The 25,345-nt window shown below is 50.7% G+C and carries 24 protein-coding genes and 1 pseudogene; 9 read left to right on the top strand and 16 right to left on the bottom strand.

Going from position 1 to position 25,345, the window contains the following annotated elements:
- Positions 1–327 precede the first annotated feature (327 nt).
- The 8 genes from E5354_RS11445 (at position 328) to E5354_RS14235 (ending at position 7,711) form a co-directional block, all read left to right on the top strand.
- Positions 328–1,380 carry a hypothetical protein gene (locus E5354_RS11445; protein ID WP_123482753.1) on the top strand — a complete coding sequence of 351 codons (1,053 nt, stop codon included), beginning with the start codon at positions 328–330 and terminating at the stop codon, positions 1,378–1,380.
- 20 nt (positions 1,381–1,400) lie between these two features.
- Positions 1,401–1,850, top strand: coding sequence for a hypothetical protein (locus E5354_RS11440; RefSeq protein WP_123482754.1), 450 nt, complete (start codon positions 1,401–1,403; stop codon positions 1,848–1,850).
- Positions 1,851–1,868: 18 nt separating this feature from the next.
- Complete coding sequence (locus E5354_RS11435; protein ID WP_123482755.1) at positions 1,869–2,222, top strand: hypothetical protein; 354 nt, start codon at positions 1,869–1,871, stop codon at positions 2,220–2,222.
- Positions 2,223–2,245: 23 nt separating this feature from the next.
- On the top strand, positions 2,246–2,860 hold the full coding sequence (locus tag E5354_RS11430) for a hypothetical protein (RefSeq protein ID WP_123482756.1): 615 nt from the start codon (positions 2,246–2,248) through the stop codon (positions 2,858–2,860).
- Positions 2,861–2,876: 16 nt separating this feature from the next.
- The gene (locus E5354_RS11425; RefSeq protein WP_135939735.1) at positions 2,877–3,743 is read left to right on the top strand and encodes a hypothetical protein; all 867 of its coding nucleotides are present in this window, start codon (positions 2,877–2,879) and stop codon (positions 3,741–3,743) included.
- Positions 3,744–3,971: 228 nt separating this feature from the next.
- Positions 3,972–5,447: a MobV family relaxase gene (gene mobV / locus E5354_RS11420; RefSeq protein WP_123482813.1), complete on the top strand. Its 1,476-nt coding sequence runs from the start codon at positions 3,972–3,974 to the stop codon at positions 5,445–5,447.
- 28 nt (positions 5,448–5,475) lie between these two features.
- Positions 5,476–6,900, top strand: coding sequence for an OmpA family protein (locus E5354_RS11415; RefSeq protein ID WP_123482758.1), 1,425 nt, complete (start codon positions 5,476–5,478; stop codon positions 6,898–6,900).
- A gap of 652 nt (positions 6,901–7,552) precedes the next feature.
- Complete coding sequence (locus E5354_RS14235; RefSeq protein ID WP_160246872.1) at positions 7,553–7,711, top strand: hypothetical protein; 159 nt, start codon at positions 7,553–7,555, stop codon at positions 7,709–7,711.
- 237 nt (positions 7,712–7,948) lie between these two features.
- On the opposite strand, the pseudogene E5354_RS11410 reads toward E5354_RS14235, so the two are convergent.
- From E5354_RS11410 to E5354_RS11335, 16 genes and pseudogenes are all read right to left on the bottom strand, one after another.
- Positions 7,949–9,019, bottom strand: a pseudogene (locus E5354_RS11410) (ArdC family protein); the annotation flags it as partial.
- A gap of 1 nt (position 9,020) precedes the next feature.
- Positions 9,021–9,659: a hypothetical protein gene (locus E5354_RS11405; protein WP_123482760.1), complete on the bottom strand. Its 639-nt coding sequence runs from the start codon at positions 9,657–9,659 to the stop codon at positions 9,021–9,023.
- 24 nt (positions 9,660–9,683) lie between these two features.
- Positions 9,684–11,252 carry a glucosaminidase domain-containing protein gene (locus E5354_RS14430; protein ID WP_123482761.1) on the bottom strand — a complete coding sequence of 523 codons (1,569 nt, stop codon included), beginning with the start codon at positions 11,250–11,252 and terminating at the stop codon, positions 9,684–9,686.
- Between the two features lie 3 nt (positions 11,253–11,255).
- Positions 11,256–13,946 carry a zincin-like metallopeptidase domain-containing protein gene (locus E5354_RS11395; protein WP_123482762.1) on the bottom strand — a complete coding sequence of 897 codons (2,691 nt, stop codon included), beginning with the start codon at positions 13,944–13,946 and terminating at the stop codon, positions 11,256–11,258.
- Positions 13,947–13,968: 22 nt separating this feature from the next.
- Positions 13,969–15,798, bottom strand: coding sequence for a hypothetical protein (locus E5354_RS11390; RefSeq protein ID WP_246863802.1), 1,830 nt, complete (start codon positions 15,796–15,798; stop codon positions 13,969–13,971).
- 35 nt (positions 15,799–15,833) lie between these two features.
- Positions 15,834–16,130 carry a hypothetical protein gene (locus E5354_RS11385; RefSeq protein ID WP_123482764.1) on the bottom strand — a complete coding sequence of 99 codons (297 nt, stop codon included), beginning with the start codon at positions 16,128–16,130 and terminating at the stop codon, positions 15,834–15,836.
- Positions 16,124–16,948, bottom strand: coding sequence for a M23 family metallopeptidase (locus E5354_RS11380; protein ID WP_123482765.1), 825 nt, complete (start codon positions 16,946–16,948; stop codon positions 16,124–16,126). The genes E5354_RS11385 and E5354_RS11380 overlap by 7 nt, the downstream gene beginning before the upstream one ends.
- 51 nt (positions 16,949–16,999) lie before the next feature.
- The gene (locus tag E5354_RS11375) at positions 17,000–17,626 is read right to left on the bottom strand and encodes an antitoxin (protein ID WP_123482766.1); all 627 of its coding nucleotides are present in this window, start codon (positions 17,624–17,626) and stop codon (positions 17,000–17,002) included.
- Positions 17,627–17,638: 12 nt separating this feature from the next.
- Positions 17,639–18,565 (bottom strand): hypothetical protein, encoded by a 927-nt coding sequence (locus tag E5354_RS11370; protein WP_123482767.1) that lies wholly within the window; start codon positions 18,563–18,565, stop codon positions 17,639–17,641.
- 26 nt (positions 18,566–18,591) lie between these two features.
- Positions 18,592–19,278 carry a hypothetical protein gene (locus tag E5354_RS11365; protein ID WP_123482768.1) on the bottom strand — a complete coding sequence of 229 codons (687 nt, stop codon included), beginning with the start codon at positions 19,276–19,278 and terminating at the stop codon, positions 18,592–18,594.
- Between the two features lie 10 nt (positions 19,279–19,288).
- A complete protein-coding gene (locus E5354_RS11360; protein ID WP_123482814.1) occupies positions 19,289–19,981 on the bottom strand; it encodes a hypothetical protein in 693 nt (230 codons plus the stop codon).
- Positions 19,962–20,462 (bottom strand): PH domain-containing protein, encoded by a 501-nt coding sequence (locus tag E5354_RS11355; RefSeq protein WP_123482769.1) that lies wholly within the window; start codon positions 20,460–20,462, stop codon positions 19,962–19,964. Before E5354_RS11355 ends, E5354_RS11360 begins: the two co-directional genes overlap by 20 nt.
- A complete protein-coding gene (locus E5354_RS11350) occupies positions 20,459–21,697 on the bottom strand; it encodes a toprim domain-containing protein (RefSeq protein ID WP_123482770.1) in 1,239 nt (412 codons plus the stop codon). The genes E5354_RS11355 and E5354_RS11350 overlap by 4 nt, the downstream gene beginning before the upstream one ends.
- A 21-nt stretch (positions 21,698–21,718) precedes the next feature.
- Entirely contained in the window at positions 21,719–23,341 is a 1,623-nt protein-coding gene (locus E5354_RS11345) for a hypothetical protein (RefSeq protein ID WP_123482771.1), read from the bottom strand.
- A gap of 12 nt (positions 23,342–23,353) precedes the next feature.
- Entirely contained in the window at positions 23,354–23,572 is a 219-nt protein-coding gene (locus tag E5354_RS11340) for a hypothetical protein (RefSeq protein WP_123482772.1), read from the bottom strand.
- Positions 23,573–23,584: 12 nt separating this feature from the next.
- Entirely contained in the window at positions 23,585–24,331 is a 747-nt protein-coding gene (locus tag E5354_RS11335; protein WP_123482773.1) for a DUF4099 domain-containing protein, read from the bottom strand.
- 245 nt (positions 24,332–24,576) lie between these two features.
- On the opposite strand from E5354_RS11335, the gene E5354_RS11330 reads away from it, so the two are divergent.
- A complete protein-coding gene (locus E5354_RS11330) occupies positions 24,577–25,224 on the top strand; it encodes a M23 family metallopeptidase (RefSeq protein ID WP_123482774.1) in 648 nt (215 codons plus the stop codon).
- Positions 25,225–25,345 lie beyond the last annotated feature (121 nt).

The following is a 25,345-nucleotide window of genomic DNA, read 5'->3' as shown; positions in this document are numbered from 1 at the left end:
AATCAGCCATTCTGACGCCATTTCTATGATTATTTATCGGATATAACTGCTAAACGTTATAAAGTTAGTCATATTCACAGATTATTATATGCTGTTAGCAACAGATTTTTCACAGCAAAAAATGAGTATGATTACACTCATTTACAGATTGTCTTTCAATGTCTTTCCTTTGCAACCCCAAAAGTTACAGCCATTTGCAAAAATCGCATTTAGAGTATGATATTTCAATTTAATATAAATATAATTACGATTGTACTTATATCTCGAAATTATACTCTACTTTCGCAGCATCAAACAATCGCTTGTGCGACAAAAACAGATATTGATATGACTGATTATCCGTCAAAAAAGACAATGGCGCGGCAGATTGCCGCCTTGTTACCAATGTTCTTGCTGGGAATGTTGGTTTCCGCCTGCAACGGCAGTGATTCAGAAGCAAAAAGTTTTTCTGACGCCAATGCTGCGTTGGAAGATTACGAAGCCTTCCTGCGCTCTGTATCTAAACAGAAGACACTTTCAAACTCAGAGCTTGTATCTTCCGTTTTGGAATGGAAAGCTCTCGATGATTCAGTGACAGCTGCCATGTTCCGTGACAGCGTACATACGAACCGTGCAGTTGTTGATTCGACATATTTTTCCCTGCGCGATTCCATTACCGATAAACTGACTTCGCTTGTTGACAGCCGTAAGCGGTCGTTTCAGGATTATCTTGACTTCTCGCTGGCCGTCAACAGACCGAGACTTGACTCGCTCTCAAACCAGTTGATGATGTCAGCACACAGATTCTATGCCTCGATGGATTCCGTCCCTGTTTTCAACATGGACAATGTTTCTACCATTCACAGGTATGAAGACATCCTCGATGATGCAACCCGCCGTGGGATTCATACAAAACGAGACCTGTTCTTGTTCCTTCGGAATGAGGACAGAGCCTTCCGCTCTTTTCTCGTTCATCTGCCGACACTCGGTGGCATCCCTCTCGCCAAAGTCCGCGACAGCTCGTCTGCCCTGATGAAAGAGATGGTCGAGTTGTGCCAAGGAGATAATCCGGCATTTACCACTTCCGAAGTTGTCATACTGCTTACGATGCGCAATAACCGACGTCTGTTGCAGAATGCCCTGCAATGCGTGAACGACATCAACAACCGCAAAGTCAAGGGCGGAGATCAGGCGGCAGCCTATCTGTGGATGCTGTTACAGCCATGGATTTCATTTGACGGCTTCGCCCTCTCGCTTATGAGCGAAGCACAAATAGGCACACTGAAGATATTGGCAACAGAAACGCCAAAGTGCGTGGTCAAACTTGGGAAACCGCAGTTCCCCATTGATACGGATGAGCTTCCTTCGCTGCTCATCAAAACCACCATCACAAATCTCTGACACGAAAAACGAATACAATTATGCTGAAACACAAAATTGAGAGATTCCTCACATACATCTCCATGCAGATGCCGTCACTGATGTCACGCGCGAACTATGCCGGTGCAGAAATCTTCGACGGTATGGCCATCCTTGAGTTCAAGTTACCGAAGCCCTGTAACATAAGCGACCTGCTTGACGAGTTCGACGACCAGATGGAACTGATTATCCTTTACCATATCATTCCGTCTGAAGCAACAGTCATGGGACACCAGTGCTGTGCCTATTCCAATCCGTCATTCGATTATCTGTACAAGGTCAACGGTATCAGTGATGACAATGGCATCTGCGATACCCTGTACGCCTCGCTTTATGATTCGCTTGAGAATTTCGGGCTTGACTTGCAGGCCGAGCTTAACGACCAGACGGCGAAAAGCAAGGTCGTCTTTGCCCGCAAGGAGGAAGATCTCCTGCGCGACTTCATGAAATAAACCAGAGCCACTTATAGGATGAAAGAGACCGCATACAACAGAATTGTCGAGATAATCCGTGCAAGGCGCACCTGGATAACCGTGCTTCATGCCGACAGGGAACGTAACATGATGGTTCAGGTAGGACGTGAACTTCGGGAAGTACGTTGCCGTGTGCTTACACTTGTCGCCCTGCGTAAACACGGGCTGTATGAGCAAGGCCATGTGTGGGACATTCCGGAGTACAATCTTGAAAAGGCAGTGCGCTCACTCAAACGCGGTTCTCGTTTCAAGGAGCGGTGGAACAAAGAAACAATAAGTCCTGATGACATTGAAGAGATTATAAACCGTGCATCCTATGGATTCATCCGGCTCGAACTTTCCGATTTATAACTAACAACTCAAATAACACAACCATGCTGATAAAGATTCTCTATTCACTGATGTTTCCGACATTCCTTGTCGTACCGTTCCTGTATAAAAACAAACGGCCTGCCATGCTCGTCTTCTACCGTAACATGGCGATGAGTTTCGCTTTCAGGAAAGTGTACACCAAAATGTTGCTGCTTTTTCTGCTGGCATTCCATTTCTATCACCTGACGATTTTCCAGAACCATTATGACCTCATCCCGTCATCGGTGCTGTGCTTTGCGATGTTCTCCCACAGTCTCTGTGAAAGATTTATCTACTTCCTTCAGGATTGCCGTGTCCTGTGGGTCGGCATGGTTCTCTCCTTGACGTGCCTCTTCATTCCGCACTTCATGCCTCTTGGCTTCTCCATCGGTGTACTGCTCTGCGGAACAGTATTCTATCCGTCCCGTCTGCTCAGAGACTTAATGCTCCTGACGGAATGTGCGTACCGCCCGGATTGCTACGAAGACCTGCTGGAGCTTTCCGAATTATATTTCCGTTGGGATGAATCAGGAAACTCTATGTTGCAGGAATCCGAGCGAGAACGGAAGCATGTGTTTAACGAAGAGATAGAGGATGCAGAGTTTGAAGAGATCGGACATGAACAGGACGAAGTGTAATCATAAACCAGACAATATGAAATCAGAAGATACTTTTAGTCTCACGACAAATATGGCCCTGCTCCGCAGCCTTCAGGAAGACAGGCCTGCTGATGGCGGACGGCTGTCACGTTACAGTGCGTTTGTCTATTTGTTGGAACGTGCGAACAAAGAGCCGAGCACAGCAATATCCTTCGGACAGGAATTTCATCTTTCCGTTGGCCAGCTTGTGACTTCATATAGCGAGCTTGCTGTCGTTTGGGGATGGTCACGCGACAACGTGCGCAATTTCTTTCTTGAGATGACCAAGACTGGGGCCATTTCGGTTGAACGCCGGGGGAAGGCGACGGTCATATCCATTCCCGTATGCATGTCCGGCACTCCGACACTTACACGGCTTCCGTCCCGTGAAGAACGTGACCGTCTGCGTTTCATCTTCGGCACGATGTCCATCGAGGAACTGGCGGACATGTTCGACTCTGTGATTTCAAAGACCGAACATGATGTCGAGAAGTTGGATGCGGACGACCCGCACGACATTAAAATCGGACGACGGCTGCACCGGTTGGTCAATCATCTTGTGTTGCATCCTTCCGGTTTCTTTCCAAAAGACGACCGTGTGGCGGATGCCTTGCGTTGTCTGTTCATTGATGATTGCGATTCCGATTTTGCAAGGTTCTTCACCTTGCTTACTATCGGTGGACTCAAACTGATAGATGACCGCTGCGACAACACGGAGTTCCCGCCGTCGTTACCGGACACTACGATGCAACGGCTCGCTGCGGTCCTCGAATATTATTCTCCTTTTATAAGGCACGGTGTCCTCACCAATCCGACCGTCTTTGGCTATCAGGGACGGGCTGCGCCCGAAACAGGAACCGATACGACTCCGCATACGGGATAACACGGCGGCTTGCCGCCTCATTATCGGACGGGCTACGCCCAAAAAGGCCGCTTTGCGGCTGTTGGGAAGCATAATACCCCGGATTTTCAGCAGAAAACCGGGACAGACCGCCAAAAGCGGCAGCAAGCTGTGAAGTTATGGAAGAATTTTCTTCGCAAAATTCAAAAAAAATGAAGTCGGATGGCTCCCAAAAAGCCTTCGGAAAATCAAAAAAACGACGAAAAAATCATGGCAAATTCACAAAAACAAGTCATGGATCTCAAGGTTGCAAAGGGCTTCACCGAAGCTCAAAGCGATGAGCATAAACGTAACTGGGACGATAAAAAATGGGGCCGGGCATCGGGATATGGAGCCTACGACCGCACACGCGACGGCCTGAATTTTGAAATCGTGAAGGGAAAAATCGTTCCTCTTGATAAGACAAAATCCATCCCTGAACGCATCCGTGAGATACTGTCGGCGCGTGGAATCAAAGACCCTAACGAGGGATTGCCGGAGCCGAAATTCCGCACGGTGGTGAACTTTATTTTCGGTGGTTCACGAGCAAGGATGCACGAGTTAGCTTTCGGAACTCAGACTGTAAATCTGAATAAGGATGCCGACAATTCCCATATAAAACGCTGTCCGGACATTGAGAAATGGGCACTGGATGTGTATCGTTTTGTCGCCGACAAATGGGGCGAAGAGAACATTGCCGGATTTGTCGTGCATCTCGATGAGACGAACCCACATTGCCATTGCACCCTGCTTCCGATAAGGGATGGACGCTTCGCTTTCAAGAAAATATTCGGAGGGAAAGACTTGTACGACTACAAGGACTATATGCGGTCGCTCCACGATGAATTTGCCAAAGTGAATGAGAAATGGGGATTGGTGCGAGGATCCGACATAACTAAGACCGGGGCAAGAAATATCCCTCCGTATGAATACAGACGACTGTTGAGCAGGGAATGTGCAGACCTTGAGACGCAAATCGAATCGGACAAATCGTTGCTGCAACAGTTGAAACTTGAAGTATCTCATGCTGAAAGAAGGGTAAAAGGACTGACCACAATGATAGCCAATCTGGAGAACCGCAAAGCAGAACTGGAGCAGGAAATGGTACAGCTCTCTACCGATTTGCAAGCCGGAAAAGGAAATGCTGACGAGTTGCAAAAGAACATTGACAGGCTTAGCAAGGACTATGAGAAAGTGCTGGATTCCCTTACGGACAAGCGTCAGAAACTGACCGAGGCAAGTCGGAAATTATCTGAATACCGGGAGCTGGAGGAAGAATCCAAAGAGAAAGCCAACGAATACCGGCAACAGGCAGAGGACTACAAGAAAGATGTCCGAGAGGCATCCGGTGACCTTGCCCAACAGGTTCGTTTTCGCATTGCGGATGCTTTCGTGAATAATGTCATTGACAGCCTTAAAAGCACTTTGCCAACGCTCGGCGATGCAGGTTCAGTATTTAACAACACGCTGCTTGGAGACCTTGCGGAACGTGGAGAGGAGATTCTAAAATGCGCCGGACTGTTGTTCGCCGGATATGTTGATGGTGCCACAACTTTTGCCGAGGGACACGGTGGCGGAGGAGGCGGAAGCGACCTGCCCTGGGGACGGAAAGATGACGAGGACGACCTTCTTTGGGCACGGCGTTGTCTCTTCCGTGCGGCAAAAATGATGCGTCCGTCAGGCGGAAAATCTGTAAAACGTAAATGATATAACACTAATTCAAATAATTCAAACGATGAAGAAAATCTTATTTTCAATGCTTGTGACCTTTGTGGCACTGCTTGACGCGAATGCCCATGCGGTCAGCCATGCGGAGATGAAATTGAAGGAAATCGAAGCCGCACAAAAGGAAATTACGCTCCGCAAAAAGCCGAAATATCTCTCCGGTGCAATCATTCCTTCATGGACAGACAACTGGTTTATAAGCGTCTCGGGAGGCGCATCATCCTTTATCGGTTCGCCGTTGGGGTGCGATGATCTGTTCGGACGCATCAAACCTGCCTTACAAATATCATTAGGCAAATGGCATACACCATCGGTGGGAAACCGTCTCGTATTTCAAGGCTTCGAGTGGAAAAGCGGGGCTTTGACGAACCAACAATACCGTCATTATCATGCCGACCTCCTTGTGAACCTGATGCCGTCGATAGCTAAGGGTGATAAGGAATGTCGGTGGGATATTATTCCCTTTGTCGGTGTCGGATTGATTGACAACCGTGATGCCGGGCGCAATCCTTTCGCTTTCAATTATGGTGTCCAAGGGCGTTTTCGCATTGCCGATGGACTGCATATCACCGCTGAAATCGGTGACGCGACCACGTTCAAGGATGCCGACGGTCTTGGTTCTGCACGAGAAATCGGAGACCACCTACTGACGCTTTCGGCTGGTGTCTCATGGACTTTCGGAAAGAACCGTGGATGGAAAAAGGTCATTGACGCACGGCCTTATGTCATCCTCAATGAGCGACTGAAGGCTGCAGCATACGAACAAGAAAAAGAGAATGAAAGGCTTGCCAAAGAGAATGAAGCAAAAGCCAGGCTGATTGCCGAACTCCGAAAGATTCTTGAAATCGAGGGACTGCTTGACAAATATGCCGGATGTTTTGAACGTGTCGATGACCACGGTAATACCTCGGCAGGAGGCTATACCATGAACGACTACAACGGGCTTAACTCACTTAGAAAACGCCTCCGTGATGGCAAAAACGGCAGTCCCGAAAAGGATAACCGGTCAGAAAATGCAGTGTCCGGGGAAAGCAACGGAAGCAAGGCAGAAGTCGGCAGTGACGGGAACAATAACAGTTATGCGGATGATGTCATTAACGGCAATGCCGCACTCGGTGCACCCATATATTTCTTCTTTGAACTCGGCACCGACAATCTTGTAGAGGAATCACAACTGGTGAACATCGACGAGATTGCACGTATCGCTAAGAAATACAACCTTAGAATTGAAATTACAGGTTCGGCCGACAAAGCTACTGGTACGGAAATGATCAATTCAAATCTCGGTTCTCAAAGAGCCACCTTTATCGCCGGATGCCTGAAAGAACGAGGCATTCTGGAGAACAATATCAAGAAAATCTCAAGGGGCGGTATTGATGATTATACACCGGGAAAAGCAAACAGAAACACCATCGTCAGACTTTTCTTGCCATAATAGACGAGCACTAAGAAGCTAACTTTTTCATTTTTTTGCAGGCAGTCCCGACCGTGAGGTTAGGGCTGTCTTTTGCATAAACAGACATACAAAAAATGACTATTAAGAGAACGTCGAGGTACAAATATTTGCGCTTAAAACGCCTGATTTTACAAAAAAAATGAGTTTAGATACTACTATGTCTTGTGGTCGTTTCAATAAACAAAGGCGGCTTTACACTTGAAAAATCATCAAAATTTCAAAGGTTAAATCATCCTGTTCCCTGTCGTCAGGAAATAATAGAATCAATCTGAGTTTACGGTCAAAACGATACATGTCCATCGAATTTTGGAAAGAGACATAGGATTTATATTGATGTTCGGTTTTAGGAAATTAAAGTAAGGGAAAAAGTATGCGGACAACCTGAAATAACCTAATATATGCCGATTTGAGCATTGCGAAGAGGCTTGGTTGCTTCTATTGGGTGTAAAGGTAATAGTCTTTTCTATCTGCAAAAGATTTATGTCGTTTCGGACAATTTCGAGGCGTTTTTTATTCAGCTCGCATCCGAGCACATGAAAAATAAATTGAAAATAATCCGCTAAAAACTTGTGTATGTGCGGATTATTTTGTATCTTTAATATGGCAAATACTAACTTGGAAATAACAGAATATGGAAATAATACTTCTACTATTGGTCGGATGGTGGCTGTCGGGAGTCCTGGGCTTCCGTGAGCGTAAGAAGCCACGACGCAAACGTAAGCGTTCATTCTGGAAACCGGACATGGACGAATATGACTGGGAAGAGTTCAACAAGAGGAATGGACGCTGACACTTCCATGACTGCATAAAAAACAACCCGCCTAAGACAGGTGTCCCGGCGGATTGCGAAAGGTTTTACCGTGTTTAATCAGCGGCTGCGGTGAGTCCTTTGGAACGGCACTTCCTCGTCCTCACGCATCATGTCGAAAGGTGTATCCTCTATATGAACGACCTCTGTCGTGTTGCCGTCATTGTCGATGTCATAGACATCGGGGTATTCGGTCGTATGTCCGGGAGTGGCTTGGTAGCTGTCTATCTGTCCTTGAACAATGTCGATGCGGTGGTTTATCATGGATGTGGCACGACGTACATCTTGCAGGGTTGTCTTGATAAACTCGGGGGATTCTTTGAGGCTGTCGAGCCATGACTTGAGGTATGCTGCTGATTCATCCTTGACATTCTTCACGATGCCGTAGCGCGAAGCTACAAGGGCACTGCCCAGTTCGGCCACAAGTTCCTCACGGGCATAATCATCCGAACCGAATGTCGTTGGCTTCAGCCTGTTGAGACGGTTCTCGGAACCGGTCGAATGTGTCATTTCGTGAAACGCCGTTCCATAGAACGCCTCCCCGTTGATGAACTGCGATTTCTCTGGCAGAACTATCTCATCCTTTGATATGGAATAGTATGCCTGGTCCTGATGTGTCGGCTTAATGGGACACAGCCACAGCCCACGTTTGATTATCTCATCCATGGCAGGAAAAGAGAATTTCTCACCATCAAGGGATGCCGGTCTGGTGATCTGGTTCTGTGCTTCCAACTTGGCATACAGTTCAGGACGGGCCTCTTTCAGATTGGTCTGGTCCACGTTGAACACATTATATACGTTCAGCTTCGGATAGACATTATACTGCTTTTTCTCTTCCTCGGAGAGTCTTTTGTAATCCTCGTATTTGATTTTCTCCTTGGTCTCGCGGTTCACTACCGTAAAACTGGTGAGGAATATCGGGAATGACTTCTCTCCCTTGTTGACTGTGACGGCCGGGAGTTTCTCTCCGTTACCATCCACCAGCGGCTTGCGGCTGCCGTCCTTCCCAACGGAGTAATTCATTCCGGTTACACGGTTGAAGGTACAGAACACAGGAAGCTGGTAGTTGTTCTTCTCACACAGGAGCATGAGCATCACGGCGTTCATACCGTTATACTCCCTCCCGTTCAGGTTCTTGGGCCATTTCAGGCTGCCCTCGGTAAACCAAGGTTTCTGCCAGTCTGACTGGAGATTTTTTATTTTCTCCACCATGAGGTCTGCGAACCTGTCAAGGGCGCGGTCTTCGGCACTGCGTCCGTCACCGTTGTCGTTGTATTTCCTGTATGCCATATCAGATCGGTGGGTTTTCGTTGTCCTTTGTCTGTGGGAATGGCTGGCGTTCCCACGGTTTGACCTCTTCCAGACGGCAGTCAAGGTCAATACGGCCATTGTATGCCGATACTGTCAGCTTACCGGTGGCATGTATCTTCGCCTTGGCTTCGAGAAACGCTTCTTTGACATAATCGAACTTGATGAAGCGTACCCATGTGAACTGCAGAGCATCCCCGGACTTTTCTGTGGAATATGCCGAGAACGACACATATTTTCCACCTTTCTTGTCGGTTTTCTCATCAACTCCCTTGCCGACAGTCCCCTTGAACTCCATTGTGCCCTCAATGGCATCCTTGGACGATTCGGGGCTGAGATTCACCGTGTCTGCATGGAAATTGAAATAGAGGTTGTCGCCGGTCTTTCGGAAGGTCAGTGTTCCAGTCGCCTCTATACGTGTTCCTGCTGCGAGGGAAGGCAACTCCGATTCGTCCCCGTCCTTACTTACGGATATGGACAGTTCCTTACCCGGCATATTGTTACGCGAACCTGGTACAGAGAGTTTAACAAGGAAACCGATGAATTTTTTACCGTCTCCAGACACACGGATTGTTGCCGGTTTGCTGATGATGCCGTTGATTGTTGCTTGTACTTTAATCATACTGTTTTGTTTTAATGTGAGTGATTATTTGATTGAAATATTCTCTGATTGTGACTGCTGCGATATTCCCTGACGGTAATCCTGCGACAACTGGGCGTTGAGCGCGATATTACCGATGATACCGGAAATACGTTCTTTCTTTTCGTCGGCGGTCAGGGTACTGTCCGACAGGACGAGGTTCATACGGTTCATGTCTGACGAAGACAGCTGTGCCGTGAAACGGTTTGTACCGGTATCTACGGACAGTAACGGAGTCTCGCCTTCCTTGACCTGAAGCGTACATTCCCTCATTCCCTGCACAAGCGGTGTAAGGTCTATGCGCTTGTCAAGGGCGGCGGCTGTTGCTGCAGCCATCTTCTCTTCTTCTGTCTTGCTATCTATCTGCACGGCCAATGCCATGAGGGAAGTGAACAGCGTCATAGCCATCTCCATGACCGGATCCTGTCCAAATCCGCCCATACCGATACCGCTGTCTTCGGATGACAGGAGTTTCTTCATCCATTCTTCCGGGGATAACGAGGTGTCTATTGCCGGGCTGTTAGGGTTCTGGCTTTTGTATTTCGCCAACAGGTTCTGACCGTCGTGCATGGCGGTGAGACGGATATTTCCTTTTTCGGCTATCTCCGCAAGATAAGCGGCGGGATCCATGTCCCTGGTAGTACCGTCCGCTGCAATCTGCTTCACACCTAAATGCAGGTGCGGTCCAGTGGTCCGGGTTCCAGTATTTCCGGAAACGCCTATCTGCTGTCCGGCATTTACTGTATCGCCGACCTTGACAGAAAATGAATTAAGGTGCAGGTAGCTGACCTGTACCTTGGCTCCGCCTTCACGAGTATATTCTACGGTGACCGACTTTCCACCAGCTGTGTTGGCGTTTTCATTCACCGCTACAACCTTGCCGTTCTTTTCCGTCGCCAGCACAGCTTCATTGTTGCATTGTATATCCATCCCCTTGTGCATCTGCTTTTTGGAAGTATCTGTCGGATCTGAACGCATACCGAAAGGCGATGTAACGAACAGGAACTCTTCTCGTTTCAACGGGAAAGAATAATCATGTTCCGCACTGTTGTTATTGCCGGACTGCAACTGTGGGATTCCTTGCCCCGGTTTCAGCCCTTTGGCGTTCATCTCTTCCATTACCATACGGTCATATCGCTGAAGGTCGTTACGCTCGATAATGGATATAAGCGCGGGCGCATATTTCCCGGCTGTAGCATATCCGGCTTTATCAAGCCCCTGTGCCCATCCTTTGTAATCGTCCGCATCAAGTTTGAAACAGGATGCGTACCGGGAGTTCTCCTTCAAAAATCTGGAATGATGGGCATAGGAATCGCCCACACTGTCGTAGCTGCAGAATTTCTCATTCGGTTTGTCATCGGAGTAGAGACCGTATTTGCCACCGTTGGCTATCCATGACTGCGTGGCCTTGATGCCGAAATGGTTGTTCTCGTTCTGTGCGAGACGGCTCTGGCCGCTTGCACTCTCAAGGATGCCCTGAGCAAGCGTTACCGAAGCCGGTATGCCGTACAGACGCATCTGCTCCATCGCAAATTCCGCATATCTTTCTGCGTATGCCTGATTCTTTCCTGCCATAGCCTACATTCTTATTCCTGTGTGACGTTCCATATTTTCCGCTGCGCTAACTGCATTTTGAGGAAGTGACATACCGGCTTTTCTGTCAGCAGAAATGTTTTCAACAGCATCGCAAATGGCTACCCTTGCTCCTGACCGCACGAGTCTCGGCAGATAGACATCCAGCATATCTGTCGGGAATGACACTTTCACGGCATGGACATCTTCCTTTTGGTTTCCGAATTCGATTTTTTCAAGTCCCAATGTCTTTTCCATACTTGGCACATCATCCTGATAAGCCTCATAATTGCCGCCGTGACGGAACAGCAGGATGACATCGGGATGCTTTTCTTTCAACTCTTCATATTGCTGGAGTTCGGGACGCACTGCCGCCACATCAGGACGGACAACGGCAGCGTCCTCTTCCTGCTGCTTTTCTACGGTTTGTTCCTCCGTTTTCTGCATCAGCAGGTCAGAGAACAACGTAGCGGCGAGACAGGTCTTGTATTGGGCCACATCTTCTGCCACCCACATCCGTTGCCATTGTTGCTTGCTCACTTCGCGCGGTTGCACCTTGTCGATGCCATCGATTACGGGGACACACAGTATCTTGTCGTCCTTGCTCTTGAACACGTTCACGCGCTTGATGCGCAGCGGGTCGATACCGTCCGGCATGGCACCGAACAGGTCAACCTTCAGGTTGGGTTCAGCCTGTGCGAGAGCATAGTATTTCTGAGCCAGTTCGTTGCGTACCGCACCTGCAGCCACACGGTCATCCTGCTTGACGGTGGAAAAGAAACGGTTGATGTCATTCTTGTCCGGACGGATGCTGAACGACGGCTCGTTTTCAGGCTTGAGGTACAATGCCCATCCGCCCGTGTCGTCACGGAGCATCTGGATTCGCTCGAACTGCACTTCCGTAGCGCGGCTGACTGCCTCGCTGACATCAAAAGCGGAAACATTTCTTATCTCCCTTCCGTCCAGTCTGGCCGAATACACCTGCTTGTCTGCAAAATAGGAATCATCAGGATGGTAGCGCAACTGCCCGTCCTTATTATAGAACCTAACGTATGAGGCACCCTGAGCCATCAACGCAGCCGCTATCTTCTCTTTATTAAATCCGGGAATCGTATGCGATACTACTCTCGCACCGGCTTCTTTGCGCTCATCGGCTGTCATCACCTCGTCGGGTGACATCCAGTAGTTGCGGCGGTCACCGTTGGGCATCACGACATCGCCTCCTGAACGGGCGGAAGTGGGAAGTACCACATCGGCAATCCCCGTGTTCTTGTCGAGTACCACCACGAACTCACGGCTGCGCTTGTCCGGAACGGCATTAATGTCGTCAGCTATAACATGCGCACCTTTTTCCTCCCATTCCTGCGGTAGCCATTCGCTGCAAAGGCGATGGATACATGCAGCAGAACCGGCAGCCTGTGTATAGGCTATATTGACAAGCTCCGGGTCGTCATGCTTCAGACGTGCATTGGTGAGTGAGTCCTGTGTCAGCGTGTCGTAATGTCCAAGTCCGTCAAAGCGGGCCAGGAACTCACGCTTGTCATCCTGTCCTCCCGGGAAATTACGGTCATTGATTTCCATACCTCCCTTGCGGAGAATGTCCTGCAATACCAGCGCATCCGCAACTGATACCTGCGGCCGTCCCTCTTCCTGTTCCCTGAGTTCCTCCGTCTGCTGCTTGTTGCGCTCGTGGGCCGATTCCATGCGTTCTCCCTTTTCAGCCTTGCGGATGACATCAAGGGCATTGTTCACATCGCTCTCCACAGCGTCTATCAGGCAGGGATTCTCCTTCAGTTCCTCTGTCCAGTATTCCACCATGCCACGACTTTCAGGTGACAGTTTCGCCGGCAGACCGAACTCCGCCATCTTCAGACCGGAGGCTATCTCGGCGATAAGACGCTCATAGCGCAAGGCATCACCTGACGGTGCTTTGCCGCCGTTCATCACCATGCCTTCCCTCGACATACGCTCACGGTGGCCGGTGGCACTCACCACCTGACGCACCAGTTCCTGCACATAATCCATGTAATTGCCGAAATGCTTCTGATCGGGAATATAGACGGCATCCTTGCCAGTGTCGTATGCCGCCGTTCCCGTGGTCGATTTCCTTATTGGTACAAGGTTCTGCGAAATCTGCTCACGAAACCTGTTGACTGCGGAACGTGTCTGGCGTTCCTCCGCAAGGATGTTGCCTCGGTCGGTTCGTCCGCCGAACTGCTGTCGCAACTTCTCGAACTCCTTTTCATCCACATGGGGAAGAGTGGTCTGCTCCACATTGAAAAGTGTGTGTATCTCACGTTTTCTTACTGCCTTGTACTGTTCCTGTTGCACAGGAGGAAGGCTGCGGTAGTCGTCACGGGATATAATGTCTCTCTCGTCGTGCTTGTTGACGTATGAGTCCCACCGGTACCAGTTCATCGGTACGGAGCGTTCGTCCTTGAGGACGGATTCGCCACGTTTCCTTGCTTCCGAAAACGTAGTGTACAAGGCGGTGGAATATCCATGGCTGTCAGCGTCGAGCATCAGCGTGAGGCTGTTGAACGGGCTGAGTGCAGCCCCTTTGGGATAGATTCTCGGAGAGAGGCGTCCCGACACGTTCAGCCAGTATCCTTCCGTAGATGCCCCGTTGAGAGCGTTTGACAGCAGCTCCACCTGTCTGGCGGCCGCCGTCTGTTCCTGTGGTGTCTTTTCTTTCATTGCTATATATTGATGTATTGGTTTATCTGAGGATTATGCCGCGTTCCTGCTGCCGTTCCTGTTCGATTTCCAGACTGCGGTAATTGTCTTCCGCCATCGCCTTCATGCGGTCGTGACGGGCAAGCACCGCATTGGCAAGCGTATTCAAAGGCAATGCTCCGGCGGCGTATGCCTGTGCCGCATTTTCGGGCAGCATCACCGAGCAAGGCACGTTGTCAATGGTGGCTATCAGCGTGTTGCCCCGTATGACAGCACCGGATATGCGTGGATTCAGTTCTTCATCGTCATACTGCCTGTAGCGGACGGTCGGACTGTGTCCGTCCTGTTCACGCTCTATCGCCTCATGTCCGATTTTGTTTACAAGGTTGGCACCACCCATACCTATCAGCACCATCTTCAGAAGAGGATTCCTGACGAACATTCCTACAAGGATGGAAGCCAGAGGCATCATTCCGCTTTTGAGGTTTAAGGAGGTGGTCTTGCCGGTGAACAGTCCAACAAGCATATCCGGCAGCATGGCTATTACATAAGGGAGGTTACGTCCGATGTCACCGATGCCGTCCAGCCCGACCGACCTGAGAAGATTCACCCAGCCGTCGTTATTGTCTTGTGCCTGTGTCTCCTTTTCCCTTTCTTCACCGTTGTCCTCAATTTCTTGAGTGTTATCGTTTGTCGTTTCCTGTCCACGTGATTCAGTTTTTTCTTCTGTTGCGGGACTTTCCTGTTGCGCTTTCTGTGCCTGCTCCCTGTCATGCTGCGTTTTCCAGTCAAGGTATGCCTGTTCCTGACCTGGAGCGATGACAGACGGCACGTTGGCGAAGTTCTTTCCACAATCTGCCGTCTGAGGTTTGCCAAGAGTTATCGGAGAGAACTTGAAAGGCACAAGTCCTTTTCCCTGATTCAAAAAAGGATTCTGCAAATTGCCGAGGTTCCAGTCCATTTCCCATGCCGGCTTTTCTTTCAGAATGGGCATCTTTTTGGACAGAGTGCCGTTGACTGACTGGATATAGTTGCTCTCGTATGTCTTGATGCGCAAACTTTCCTTGCGTATATCCGAGAGTGTATTGCCATTACCGAACAGTCCCGTGCTGACACATTGGTCAACCGTCAATCCCTGTTTCTGCTGTTTCTTGTCAAGTACGGACTCAAGTCCTGAGAACACAACTTCCGCACCGGCAAGTCTGGCAAGCGAGCCCCATGAGTACACGCCGCCAAAAGCCACCACGTCCGCTGCGAAACTCACACCCTTAGCCGTGCCTTTTTCCGCTTTCGACGGTTTGTATATGGCTTCGCCACGTTCCTCTATCTCACGTTGCAACGGTGACTTCATCATTTCCTGTGGCAATCCGAAAAGGCTGCCGGCCGCCCCCTTGCGGATGATATAGTCGAAAGATCCTTTGGGCATCTGCTCACGCACCATACGGTCAACCATCATCTGCTCGATACGGTGATCGACATAGGCGAGTGCCAGGTCTGAACCGATTTTTGCGGAAAGTTCGTCATAACGCTTGCGTCCCACTTCGGCCACCACCGCATTGCGCCATTCCCCGGCAAGACGCTGGAGGTCGGCTACGAAATCCTTGTTGCCGAGTATGCTCTCCTTGCACATCCCCACGTAGTCCTCCGCGGTCTTGGAACATTCCTTGCCGGTAAGCCGTAGGTACTGCATGGTATCATCGGGACCCGGTATGCCTGCGGAAGAGGATGATTGTGCAAGCGACCGCATGATGCCGGCAAATGAAGTGGAATAGTCCGCTATCTCTTTTGCCTGTGCCGTCTGCAATGCCGATTTCTCCCGGTTCATGACCGGCACGAAGTGTGCGTTGAAATAGCTGCTAAGGCAGTATTCCACCTCTGACAGCCTTTTTGTATTTTTCGGTTGCGCCATTATGATATGTTCAGTTGTTTCAATAAATTTTCTTTTGTCTGCTCGATGGCATTGTGATACACCTCCATCTGTTTGGGATAATACTCCTCAAGCATCCTCTCTTTGTCTATCCGGTCAAGCAGGAACTGTATCGCACATTCACGCTCTATCTCCACGGCCGCCTCACCGTCTTCCGAACCGTTGAACCAGGCTTTCGTCCACCAGCGTATGCCGGACCTGTCAGGATAGACAGTCACCAGCCGCTGGATGTCGAAGCTCCGCACGTCGATGTCAAGGTCGGCAAGCGGGTCTATGATTCCGGCGGTGGCGACGGCTTCGTCATAGCTTTTTTTTTACTCGCTTCATCCATGACCGACAGGAATATCCTGTGCCGAAGGGCGAGATAGTTGAGAAAATCCCCGATAAGCAGGTTCTGCACTTTGGCGGCGATAGGCACCGACCGTTCAGACAGTCCGAGCGGATTGGCCATCGACGGTATGGCGTCATAGAAATAGCTCCGTGCCGCCGACAGGGAGAAGATGTTGCGCAGGGACTGTTCTGTCTTGTCGGGAACGACGTACAGACCTCCGGCCACCTCCATCAGGTATTCGGGATAGAACCTTGCCATCAGGCCCTCGATCTCTTCCATGTTCTCGTCATAATCCGTCGGGATGTCCATATCGAGGGTCTCGAAGTCGGGCATGCCGCTTTCCGTGCCGGACATCTTCATGTTACCGAAAAGCATTTTCAAAAACTCTACGGGGTCTATCTCCGCTCCGTCATACTTCACCTCCAGATGAAGAGTGTTACCGCTGATGGAAAGGATGCTTCCGGCTTTGACACGTTTGCCGAAAGCAACCATAGCGTTGCGTATGCCGCCGTAGGTCACATCGTATTTCCCGTAACGGGCCGTCTGGTATAGACCGTGTACCCTGTCCGTGCCGATGGCGGTAACGATGCCGTCCGCCACCGCACGCAGCACATAGCGGTCTGCGGCGAGGTCTATGCCGTGGTTGAAACTCCCGTCCTCCTGTTTTCCATAAGTCCGGGTCAGCACCACTTCTTCTTTCTTGTCATTGAACGGCATACAGTAGCCGCTCTCTGACTGCAGGTTCATTTCCTGTGTATATTCCATATCCTTTTTATATGTTTACCTGTTGTCTTGTCAAACTTGTTCGGGTACGGTTCATCTGTGCCGTCCTCCCGGTTGTCGGTTCTCTGCCTGCGGGTTCTCCTGCACCTGTGCCACATGGGAATTATTGCCGATAAGCATCATGGCGAGCAGTGCGCCGCCAATCTTGCCGAGCCAGCCGAACCGTCCGAATATCATCAGTCCGGCGGCAAGCAGTCCGACGATGCTCAGTCCGGACACGTTGCCTTTCCCTATGTTGGAGAAGAAATTGCCGAACATATCGGCACCGTTGCCCCCACATACGTTCTTCAGGAAATCGGAGATGCCTCCGAATGTGCTGTTGGCCTGTTGCACGGTACCGCTCAGACCGGACACGGATTCCTTTACATCCCGTACCGTTTCCTGCACGCTATCGACGGTCTTGCTTGTGGTGTCCACCACTGCATCCACATTGTCGCTTCCTATCGCTATGTCGGCGACCGTCCTCACCACCGGCTTGTCATTGACAAGTGCCTCCCAGCCGAGATAGCCCACACCGGCTCCGACCGTGGCGGTTTTCACGGCGCGACCTGCGCCCACAAGGGTGCGCTGGGGATGGATGACGGCTCCGCCAAGGCTTCTTGTCGCCGGGTTGTTGAAGATGTATTTGCCACCTTTGAATATTGTTGCCCATTTGCCCATATCTGTTGTATTTTAGAGTGTTATCGTATTATCCGTTTGAAAATAAGCCTCGCACCTGAATCCTTTCCGTGGTGAGAAGTCTCTGAAACTGCATGACTTGAAAAGCATCGGCTTGTTGACGTATTGCGCGAGATCCTTCGCATACTGCGAGGGCTGTGTTCTGTTGTCGAAGTCACGATACGGCATCACATAAGGCTTGATGCCCAGTTCCCGGCACCGCTCGATGCGGTATAAGTCCTGCTCCATGGTCGAGTTGTAGCCGACGAGGATGTAGCACATGATCTTCCACGGCTTTATGTATCGAGTTACTTCTGTGATTTTTTTGGTCAGGTCTATCTGCGGCAAGTCCCATGCGATATGTATGGACTTGTAAAGACGGAGCCTGTTGAGCCAGTATGCCTGTTCCTCGTCCATGATGCGCACATCAACACCGTGGAGATTGACTTTTTGCCCTGCCTTCAGCAGATAGTCGATAGCAGATCGCCATTCCGGATTGGCGAAAAAATTGTTGTCAAGCACCTCGATATGCATTCCGTTGGGGTTCAGCTGCACTGGTTCCACGGGGTGTATGCCGCCCTCCTTGTCATGAACCAAGCAGAACGGACAATGACGGATGCAGCCGCGAGAGAATAACTGTATGGAATAGTCGTATTGCGGATAGAGGGAATAATCCATCAGGGATGATACTTCAATTTCCGGAGCCAGCTGGCTCTTTATGTCGTACCCGGTGCCGCCCTTGATAACCTCACAGGTCCAGGGACTGTTCTCGTCCGGCGAGAATGTGAATATCTTTGATTTGTAAATACGGTCATAGCCGTTTCCGAACATCGCGTCTGCCCATTCGACAATGTCACCTTTTGATTTGTGCCATGCCGATAGTTTCATCAGTGCGAAATTCGGGAAGTGGTGTCCGTCAACGTCTATCAGTCCAATCTTCATAAGCCTTGTTACAAGTTGTTCATGTTTTATTTTCCGGGTCTTATCTTACTGTTACTCCGCCAGCGCGAGAAGGCTTCGTCCGTAATTTTCCATTTGTCCACATCGTAACTCTTTGCCCTGCAGTCTATCTCCCGCCACACATCAGACAGGGAGGTGTATTTGACGGCAAGCGTGAGCCGGCGCAGGTTGCGGTTCATCAGATGGAGTTTCGGGCGTATGCCGAATACAATCTCAATGCGCTCCTTCTCCGTCATTTTCACGTTAGAGAGGCATACCTGCCGGATGTCGTTCACGATGTCCACGCTGCCGAGTATCAGTTCCCGGTATATACCGCTCCGGCGAGGTGTGAGTGCCACGGCAAGCGCGTTTTCAGGAGATTTCTCCAACTGGCGGCTCAATGCGCCCATGTTCTCTGTTAGTTTCCCGATTTCGTGGTAGAAACCGTATATCTGTGCCGCATAGCTGATTACCGAGCGAAACGAGTCGAGATAGTCGTTAAACTGCCGCTGGAAGTCGGTCGTGGCTTCCACTTCCTCCTTCGTCCATATATGCCCGGTAGTCTGCAGCAACATTACTTTCTCCTGTGACTTGAGCTGCTTCTCTGCCTTGTCGGTATATAGGACAATCATTCCGGACAATACAGGGTCTGTCTGTGCGTGACCCTTGCAGATGCCGAAAACCAATATCAATATGATCAGTACCGTCCTTATCATGCCGTCTCCTTTATTTTAATGTTCTTGCTGCCCGTTTCCACCGGCCGAAGGCATCACCGGCAATACTGCCGATGTCTCTGTCCATCATTCCTGCACTGACGTTGTTCCACACATCGGTAAGCGTATAGTACCGTATGCTCAGGTACAGCCTGTTGAGCTTTTTATAAAATGTGCCGAGTTTGTCGGACAATGCCCACAACGTCTGCGAGCGTTCCGCACCGGTGAGCATATTTGTCTTTCCTCCCGTGGCGATGGCCTCCTTCAAGAGTGTATAGACAGAGATAAGCTCTGTCGCCGTTTCCAGATAGAGGTTGTTCATTGACATGGTAGCGACAATGCCCTGCGGATTGGAACCGATGGCTTTCTTGAGCTTGCCCAGGGTGATGAAGATACGCACACCGTCTTCATACAGTGTGGCGGACGCTTTCAGTGAAGAGGCAAAACCGGAAACGGTCTGCAGGTAGCCGGAGTATTTCTTTTCCCATTCGTGCATCTTGGTGAACTCGGCGGCTATGGTGTTCTGCAGAACCGCTGTCCGGGTCTGTGCATCGGTCTGGTCTTTCACCTGTCCGTTGATGGCCTCGTTACCCTCGGCGAGGGCAAGCCATTCCAACGGATTGGACACGACAACCTGCGCCCTCGCTGACACAGCGGCGAAGACGGCAAGTACAACTGTCAGTATTTTAGCGGTTCGTAATCTCATATATTCCATTTCGTTTGCGGTTTGCACTTACACGTTCACGTATAAAGGGGACAAGATTGCTGCTCTTGTCCATGCCCACCATGTCAAGGCGGGGTGTGGAACGGTCGCCGGAATAGATATGTATGGTTTTCAGTCCGAACAACTGCTGTAAGAAGCTGCTCTCTTCCCGGAAATCGACCACACGGTAGAGTTCCATGAAGTCACGAGTGCGCTGGAACACGCCATGCTCATAGATGAATTGTTCGTCTGTGATGACAAACCTCATGCTCCGCAGATAAAGGAAGCGGTATATGAGGCAGAGGGCGATTGCCAGCGATGCCCACAACAGGATGTTACCCATGAACATGCCGTCAATTCCGGCCACGGCAAGCCCGGCTATGCAGACGATGGTAATAATCAGGTCATTGGCGAAATATTGCCTGATTCGGGGACGGAACACCAATGTCCCGAAACTGTATGATGGTTGTGTCTGTGTTTTCATCGTCTCATCCCTTTTGTTTGCGTTTCCTCATTGTTCATGGGCTTGTCAAGCAGCTGGTCGTTCCAGTCCTTATACCTTTCGTCGCAAGGCTCATATCCGATTCCGCGCCTGTCGATTCCCAGCCTTTCACAAATGTCTTTGAAGTCAAACGGTTCCATCGACAGCTCGTGACGTTTGACGCCTTTGGTCATGTCGGTAACAACAAGACGCTCCTTGTCCGGCGACAGGTGGGAGGTGAACACCCTTCCTTCTTTTTGCAGGGCGAAGTTGACTGCGAACATACGTCCGGCACGGTCCCGGTCGAAACAGAGGTGGTGGATGGCCTCGGGCGTATGCTCGATCATCGACGAGAACTGCTTTTTTGTCGGAGAGCCGCCGGTGGACACATACACGGCGTTGGAAAGGTCATGAAAGCCCACGTTCCCCGGCTCGTTCATCTTCAGTTGGTAAAAGGCCATCGCATCAAACGCACTCTCGAACCAATAGACATCCTTCGCTTTGTCAATGGGTCGGGTGAAGCCCATGTCGCTGCGGTTGTTTTCCAGACGGGCTATCCAGAGACCTTCTGCGGCATTGCTGCCTGCGGCCATACCTTTATAGGCGGTCTTGCCATCGGCATTGGGGCGGCTGCGCTCTTCCAGTCCCACGATGTCCTTGCCCGGCCATGCGGCAAGCGACAGCGGGAATGACAGGTTGGTGTATGTCTTGCCGCCACGTTCCCTTGTGGCAAGGAAGAAATGGTCGGAGAAGGCCCGCTGGGTCTGGAGGCTGATACCTCTGTTCTGGAAATAGGGATAGAAACGTTTCTGCGATTCCCAGTCGCCATTGATAAAGCCCTGTGTCTCGTATTCGTAGATGTCAAAAGACCGTGTCTCGCGCTGCCGCCCGAAATCTCGTGGCACACGGTCGTTCACGGGATTGTTCAGGAGGCGGTTGCAGACAAGGTTGACAAGCCTGTCACCCGACATGCCGGGTCTGTACTCGGCGAAGAGGTTCGGATGCTCCTTGATGAAGCTGATGACATTGTAGTTCTTTCTCTCAGGGGGCTGGAAACAGCACAGGCCGTTGGCGGTCACAATGAACTTGTCGCCATGCACGCGCTTACCGTCGCTGCCGATACGGACATACGAGGGATAGCGCATGCCGTCCCTGCGGTTGAGCCGGTAGCCGGCGTCCACCAACAAGTCCTGGATGTTCACCCTGCTTTTGAAATCGTCGTATGTAAGTTCTGACATGGCCGCTGGTTTATGTTACAGTTAAAGGCCGTGTCCCATGCCGGGGACACGGTCGTCTGGCAGATTCCTCATGGCGTCGAACTGCCGTGCGGCGACATCTGCCGGTGAATCGACACCGGGTTTGAAATAGACATGCGGCATCGGGCCTCGGTGTCCTTCCATATAGATGTCCGGCATGGGACGGGGACCGCGCAGGAGGTCATGTGTAACCACGGCTCCCGCAAACAGGGCGGCGGTGATTTTCGTGCCAAGCCCCACGGGATAGCGGTCTTTCATATCCACCTCCTTGAACACTTTTGAAAAGAGCTTCATGCGGTGCAGGTCGTCCAATGCCATGAATTTCTCATACTGCTTCTGCGAAATCTCGTGACTGACCACCTCGCCGTCAATGACGGCAGTCATACGGTATTTCGCCTCACCCTCGCCTTGCACGGGTTCCACACGGATGTCATCGACGGTGACTTCACGCCCGTGCCGCCCTTCACGGAACCATCCTTTGTTCTCGTCTATAAGGCCCAGATCGTTGCCGTCCATGACCACGCCGCCTTTGGGCCGATTGTCACGGAGTGATGGCTCACGCTCCACCTGTAAGTCCTGCTGATTATCCTGCTGTCGGTAATATTCGTCCTGTCGGGTAATCTGTTGGTCGAGATCTGCCTGAACTTCGGGATGGAGCTTTATGTCAATCTGTTTGTCGCTGTTGAGCATGTCCATGGTGACGGCATCGGCGAAATCCTCTTTGATGACACCGTTAAGCGTCTCAAGGCGTTTGGCTATAGGCTGGTCTTTGATGGAGTTGGAAGTCAATACAGCCAGTTCCTCGTCGGTGAGGTTGTACTGCAGGTCTGCTTCCAGTGCCGAGGACTGTATGGTGACGGTCTTCTTCTCCGCATCCACCAGTATGCCGTGGCTCGCCAGCACCTCCTGCCATTTCTCATTGGAGAAATAGACATCGGAAGTGATGGCTTCCTTATACGAAATTGCCGGAGTGGTCGGTCTTTGCGGCTGTCTGACAGGGGTTATTACCGTCTGCAATTCGGACAGCACATCCTTTCCTGCCACGGGAGCGGTGTTATAGCCTTTGTAATAGAAGCCATAGCCGCCGGATTGCAGTTCTCCGGGCTTCATGCGTCCATCGGGTCGGTTCGGAACCATTGGGGCACCGGGGTAATAGAGTTGTCCTCCGATACGGCGCAGGTGGAATCCTTCTTGCATCCTCGGTGTCCACCCCAAGAATGACCACCCCATCATGTGATGCGGCGGCATGGGTGGACGACGGTGCGGAGCTACTCTGCCGTATTCGCCCACGCCGATACGGTAGCCGTGTAAGCCCATCGCCACACGACCGTTGGCATTGCGGGCATGCACAAAGTCTTTCGGCATATCGAAGTCGGCGGCGACAATGCTGGCGAATGTGTTGTAAGCCTTGCGGTTGGCGGTGTTTGTTCCCCAGTCGGTCAGGGCTTTCAGCTGTTTCTCGGTAATCGGATAGTTCAGCAACGGGGAATCATGCCCCTGCACGAGCAAGGCGAAACCGTTGCTGCTTGCGGCCACATGAGCCTGCATCCCGTTTCGGAGCAGGATGTCCTGCAGTTCGGGAGTGAGTTCAAGCGGGCGCGGATTGGTGTTTGTCCTTATAGGCATGATACTTATTGTTTATGCGTTTCCGTTTTCCAGTGCCTCGTCAAGCAGGGCGTTCTTCATTTCCATGAAGTTGACAGCCGATTCTTCCAAATTGGGGTCAAGCCCTTGGCGGTGGCAGTACCATTCGTATTCCTGTGCCAGCTCGCGCGAGTGGCGGGTGATGTATTCTTTCCAACCGTATTCGCCGGACTGTACGTTCTCGATAAGTTTCTCTTCAGGTTCGTATTTCATCTTGCTTGCGGTTTAGTGTTTGAGGGTCATGTTGTTGCGTTTGCGCATCTCTTCCCACAGTTCCTCGGTATAGGATGCTTCGGGAACATAGTCGAGGTTGCCTTCTTCGTCGGAGACCCAGCAACCGTTCAGTCCGAAGTTGTATCTGCCGAAGCCCTGTCGCTGTTCCTCGCGCCATTTCTTCTCGTCACCATGCGTGAGACGCACACCGGTCTTTTCATTGAGGTCAATGCCGATGGTGTAGAGGTCATCGCCGTCCATGACGCTAATGGGCAATCCTTTCTGCAGACAGGTAAGCTCCGCATTGGTGAGCTTCATTTCGTTGGCTGCGTATTCGAGATTGCGGCCAATGACGGGTGTAGGCACGTAGATGATCTGGTTGGTGCCCTGGTCTATCTGATGAAATGCCTGTATCTCCCTTCCTTCGGGAGTGGTGACTGGGGCGATGACGGGACGGTGCTCAAGCAAAGCCTTGCGCTCTTCCTCGGTGAAGCGGTCGAGGCGGCCGGCTTTGAGTTGTGGATAGAACACCACATCGACGCTGTCGTCGTCCATGCGGATGAACGCGAAGCGGGTGCGGGCATGGATTTCCTCGCCGCTTTCGTCGGTGACGCTGATGGGCAGCACCGGGGAACGGCGACCGTCAAGAATGTCCTCTATCGCCTTCTGGGGCAGGTCTTCGAGCATATCCTGTGTCAGCCCGAATCTGTCGAGTATGCCGTAAGGCAGTTCCTCGCTCTGAAATCTTTGAATTTTCATTTTTATAATTTTATGGGTTGTCGTTTTCCGCAAAATTATATGTGTTGTTCCGATTCAGAGGTGTTTGTAAGTATGATTTTACTTTGGTTTATGCTTATTTAATATAAGACATAATAATCATACTTACTTTTATACTCTGATGCGATATAAACAAGTATTACAGTTGCTTAGAGTATGATATTTTGCTTAAACTGATATATGTAAAAATAGAATGTGGTTTGATATGGTATTGTTACCTTTGCGCCATGTTAAGGAATTTATTGCTCATGACGGGGTTGGGCTGTTGCATGGCTGCATCGGCACAGTTCCATACAATAACGCCCCATGCGGCACGTTACAGGATTGAACGTGTCACACAGGGGACGGTAGGGAAAACAAAAGAGATTACGGAAGAAGCGGCATCGGCGGAGTCGTCAGCCGACACCGCTTCAATGCGGAAGCAGTGGATTGACAGCTATCTTAGCGTGTCATATCCGCTGAAGGAGATTTTTGTGACTTCGCCTTTTGGCGTGCGTACAGACCCGTTCACGAAAAAACGCAGGAAACACAACGGACTGGACTTGAAGGCTGACCGGTGCGAGACATACGCCATGATGCACGGCATCGTGGTGAAGGTCGGACAGGACAAGGTGTCCGGGAAATATGTCACTGTGCGGCACGGGGACTTCTCTGTCAGCTACTGCCATCTGTCCGAATGGCGAGTGAAGAAAGGTGACTGTGTGAGACCGGGGGAGGTGGTAGGTATAAGCGGCAACACAGGACGTTCAACCGGGCCGCATCTGCACCTGACCGTCAGAATGGGGCGGCGACACATAGACCCGGGTGTGCTACTGCAGTTCATCGACGAGACAAGGCAGCAGGCATTGGAAAAACTATCCGATTACAACCGTTGACACGCCGTTTTGGGGATTAAAACCGTCTCGAACCGTCTCGTAACAAGTTTTTTTGGTGATTATCTGCAATATTGTCCTAAATAATTTTTGAGTGCTACTCAACGTGCAGAGGCATCAGCCT

It is taken from the genome of Muribaculum sp. NM65_B17, assembly GCF_004793735.1.
Taxonomy (GTDB): Bacteria; Bacteroidota; Bacteroidia; order Bacteroidales; family Muribaculaceae; genus Muribaculum; species Muribaculum gordoncarteri.
Note: the sequence above shows the minus strand (reverse complement) of the source record. Positions and strands in the feature narration are given on the sequence as shown.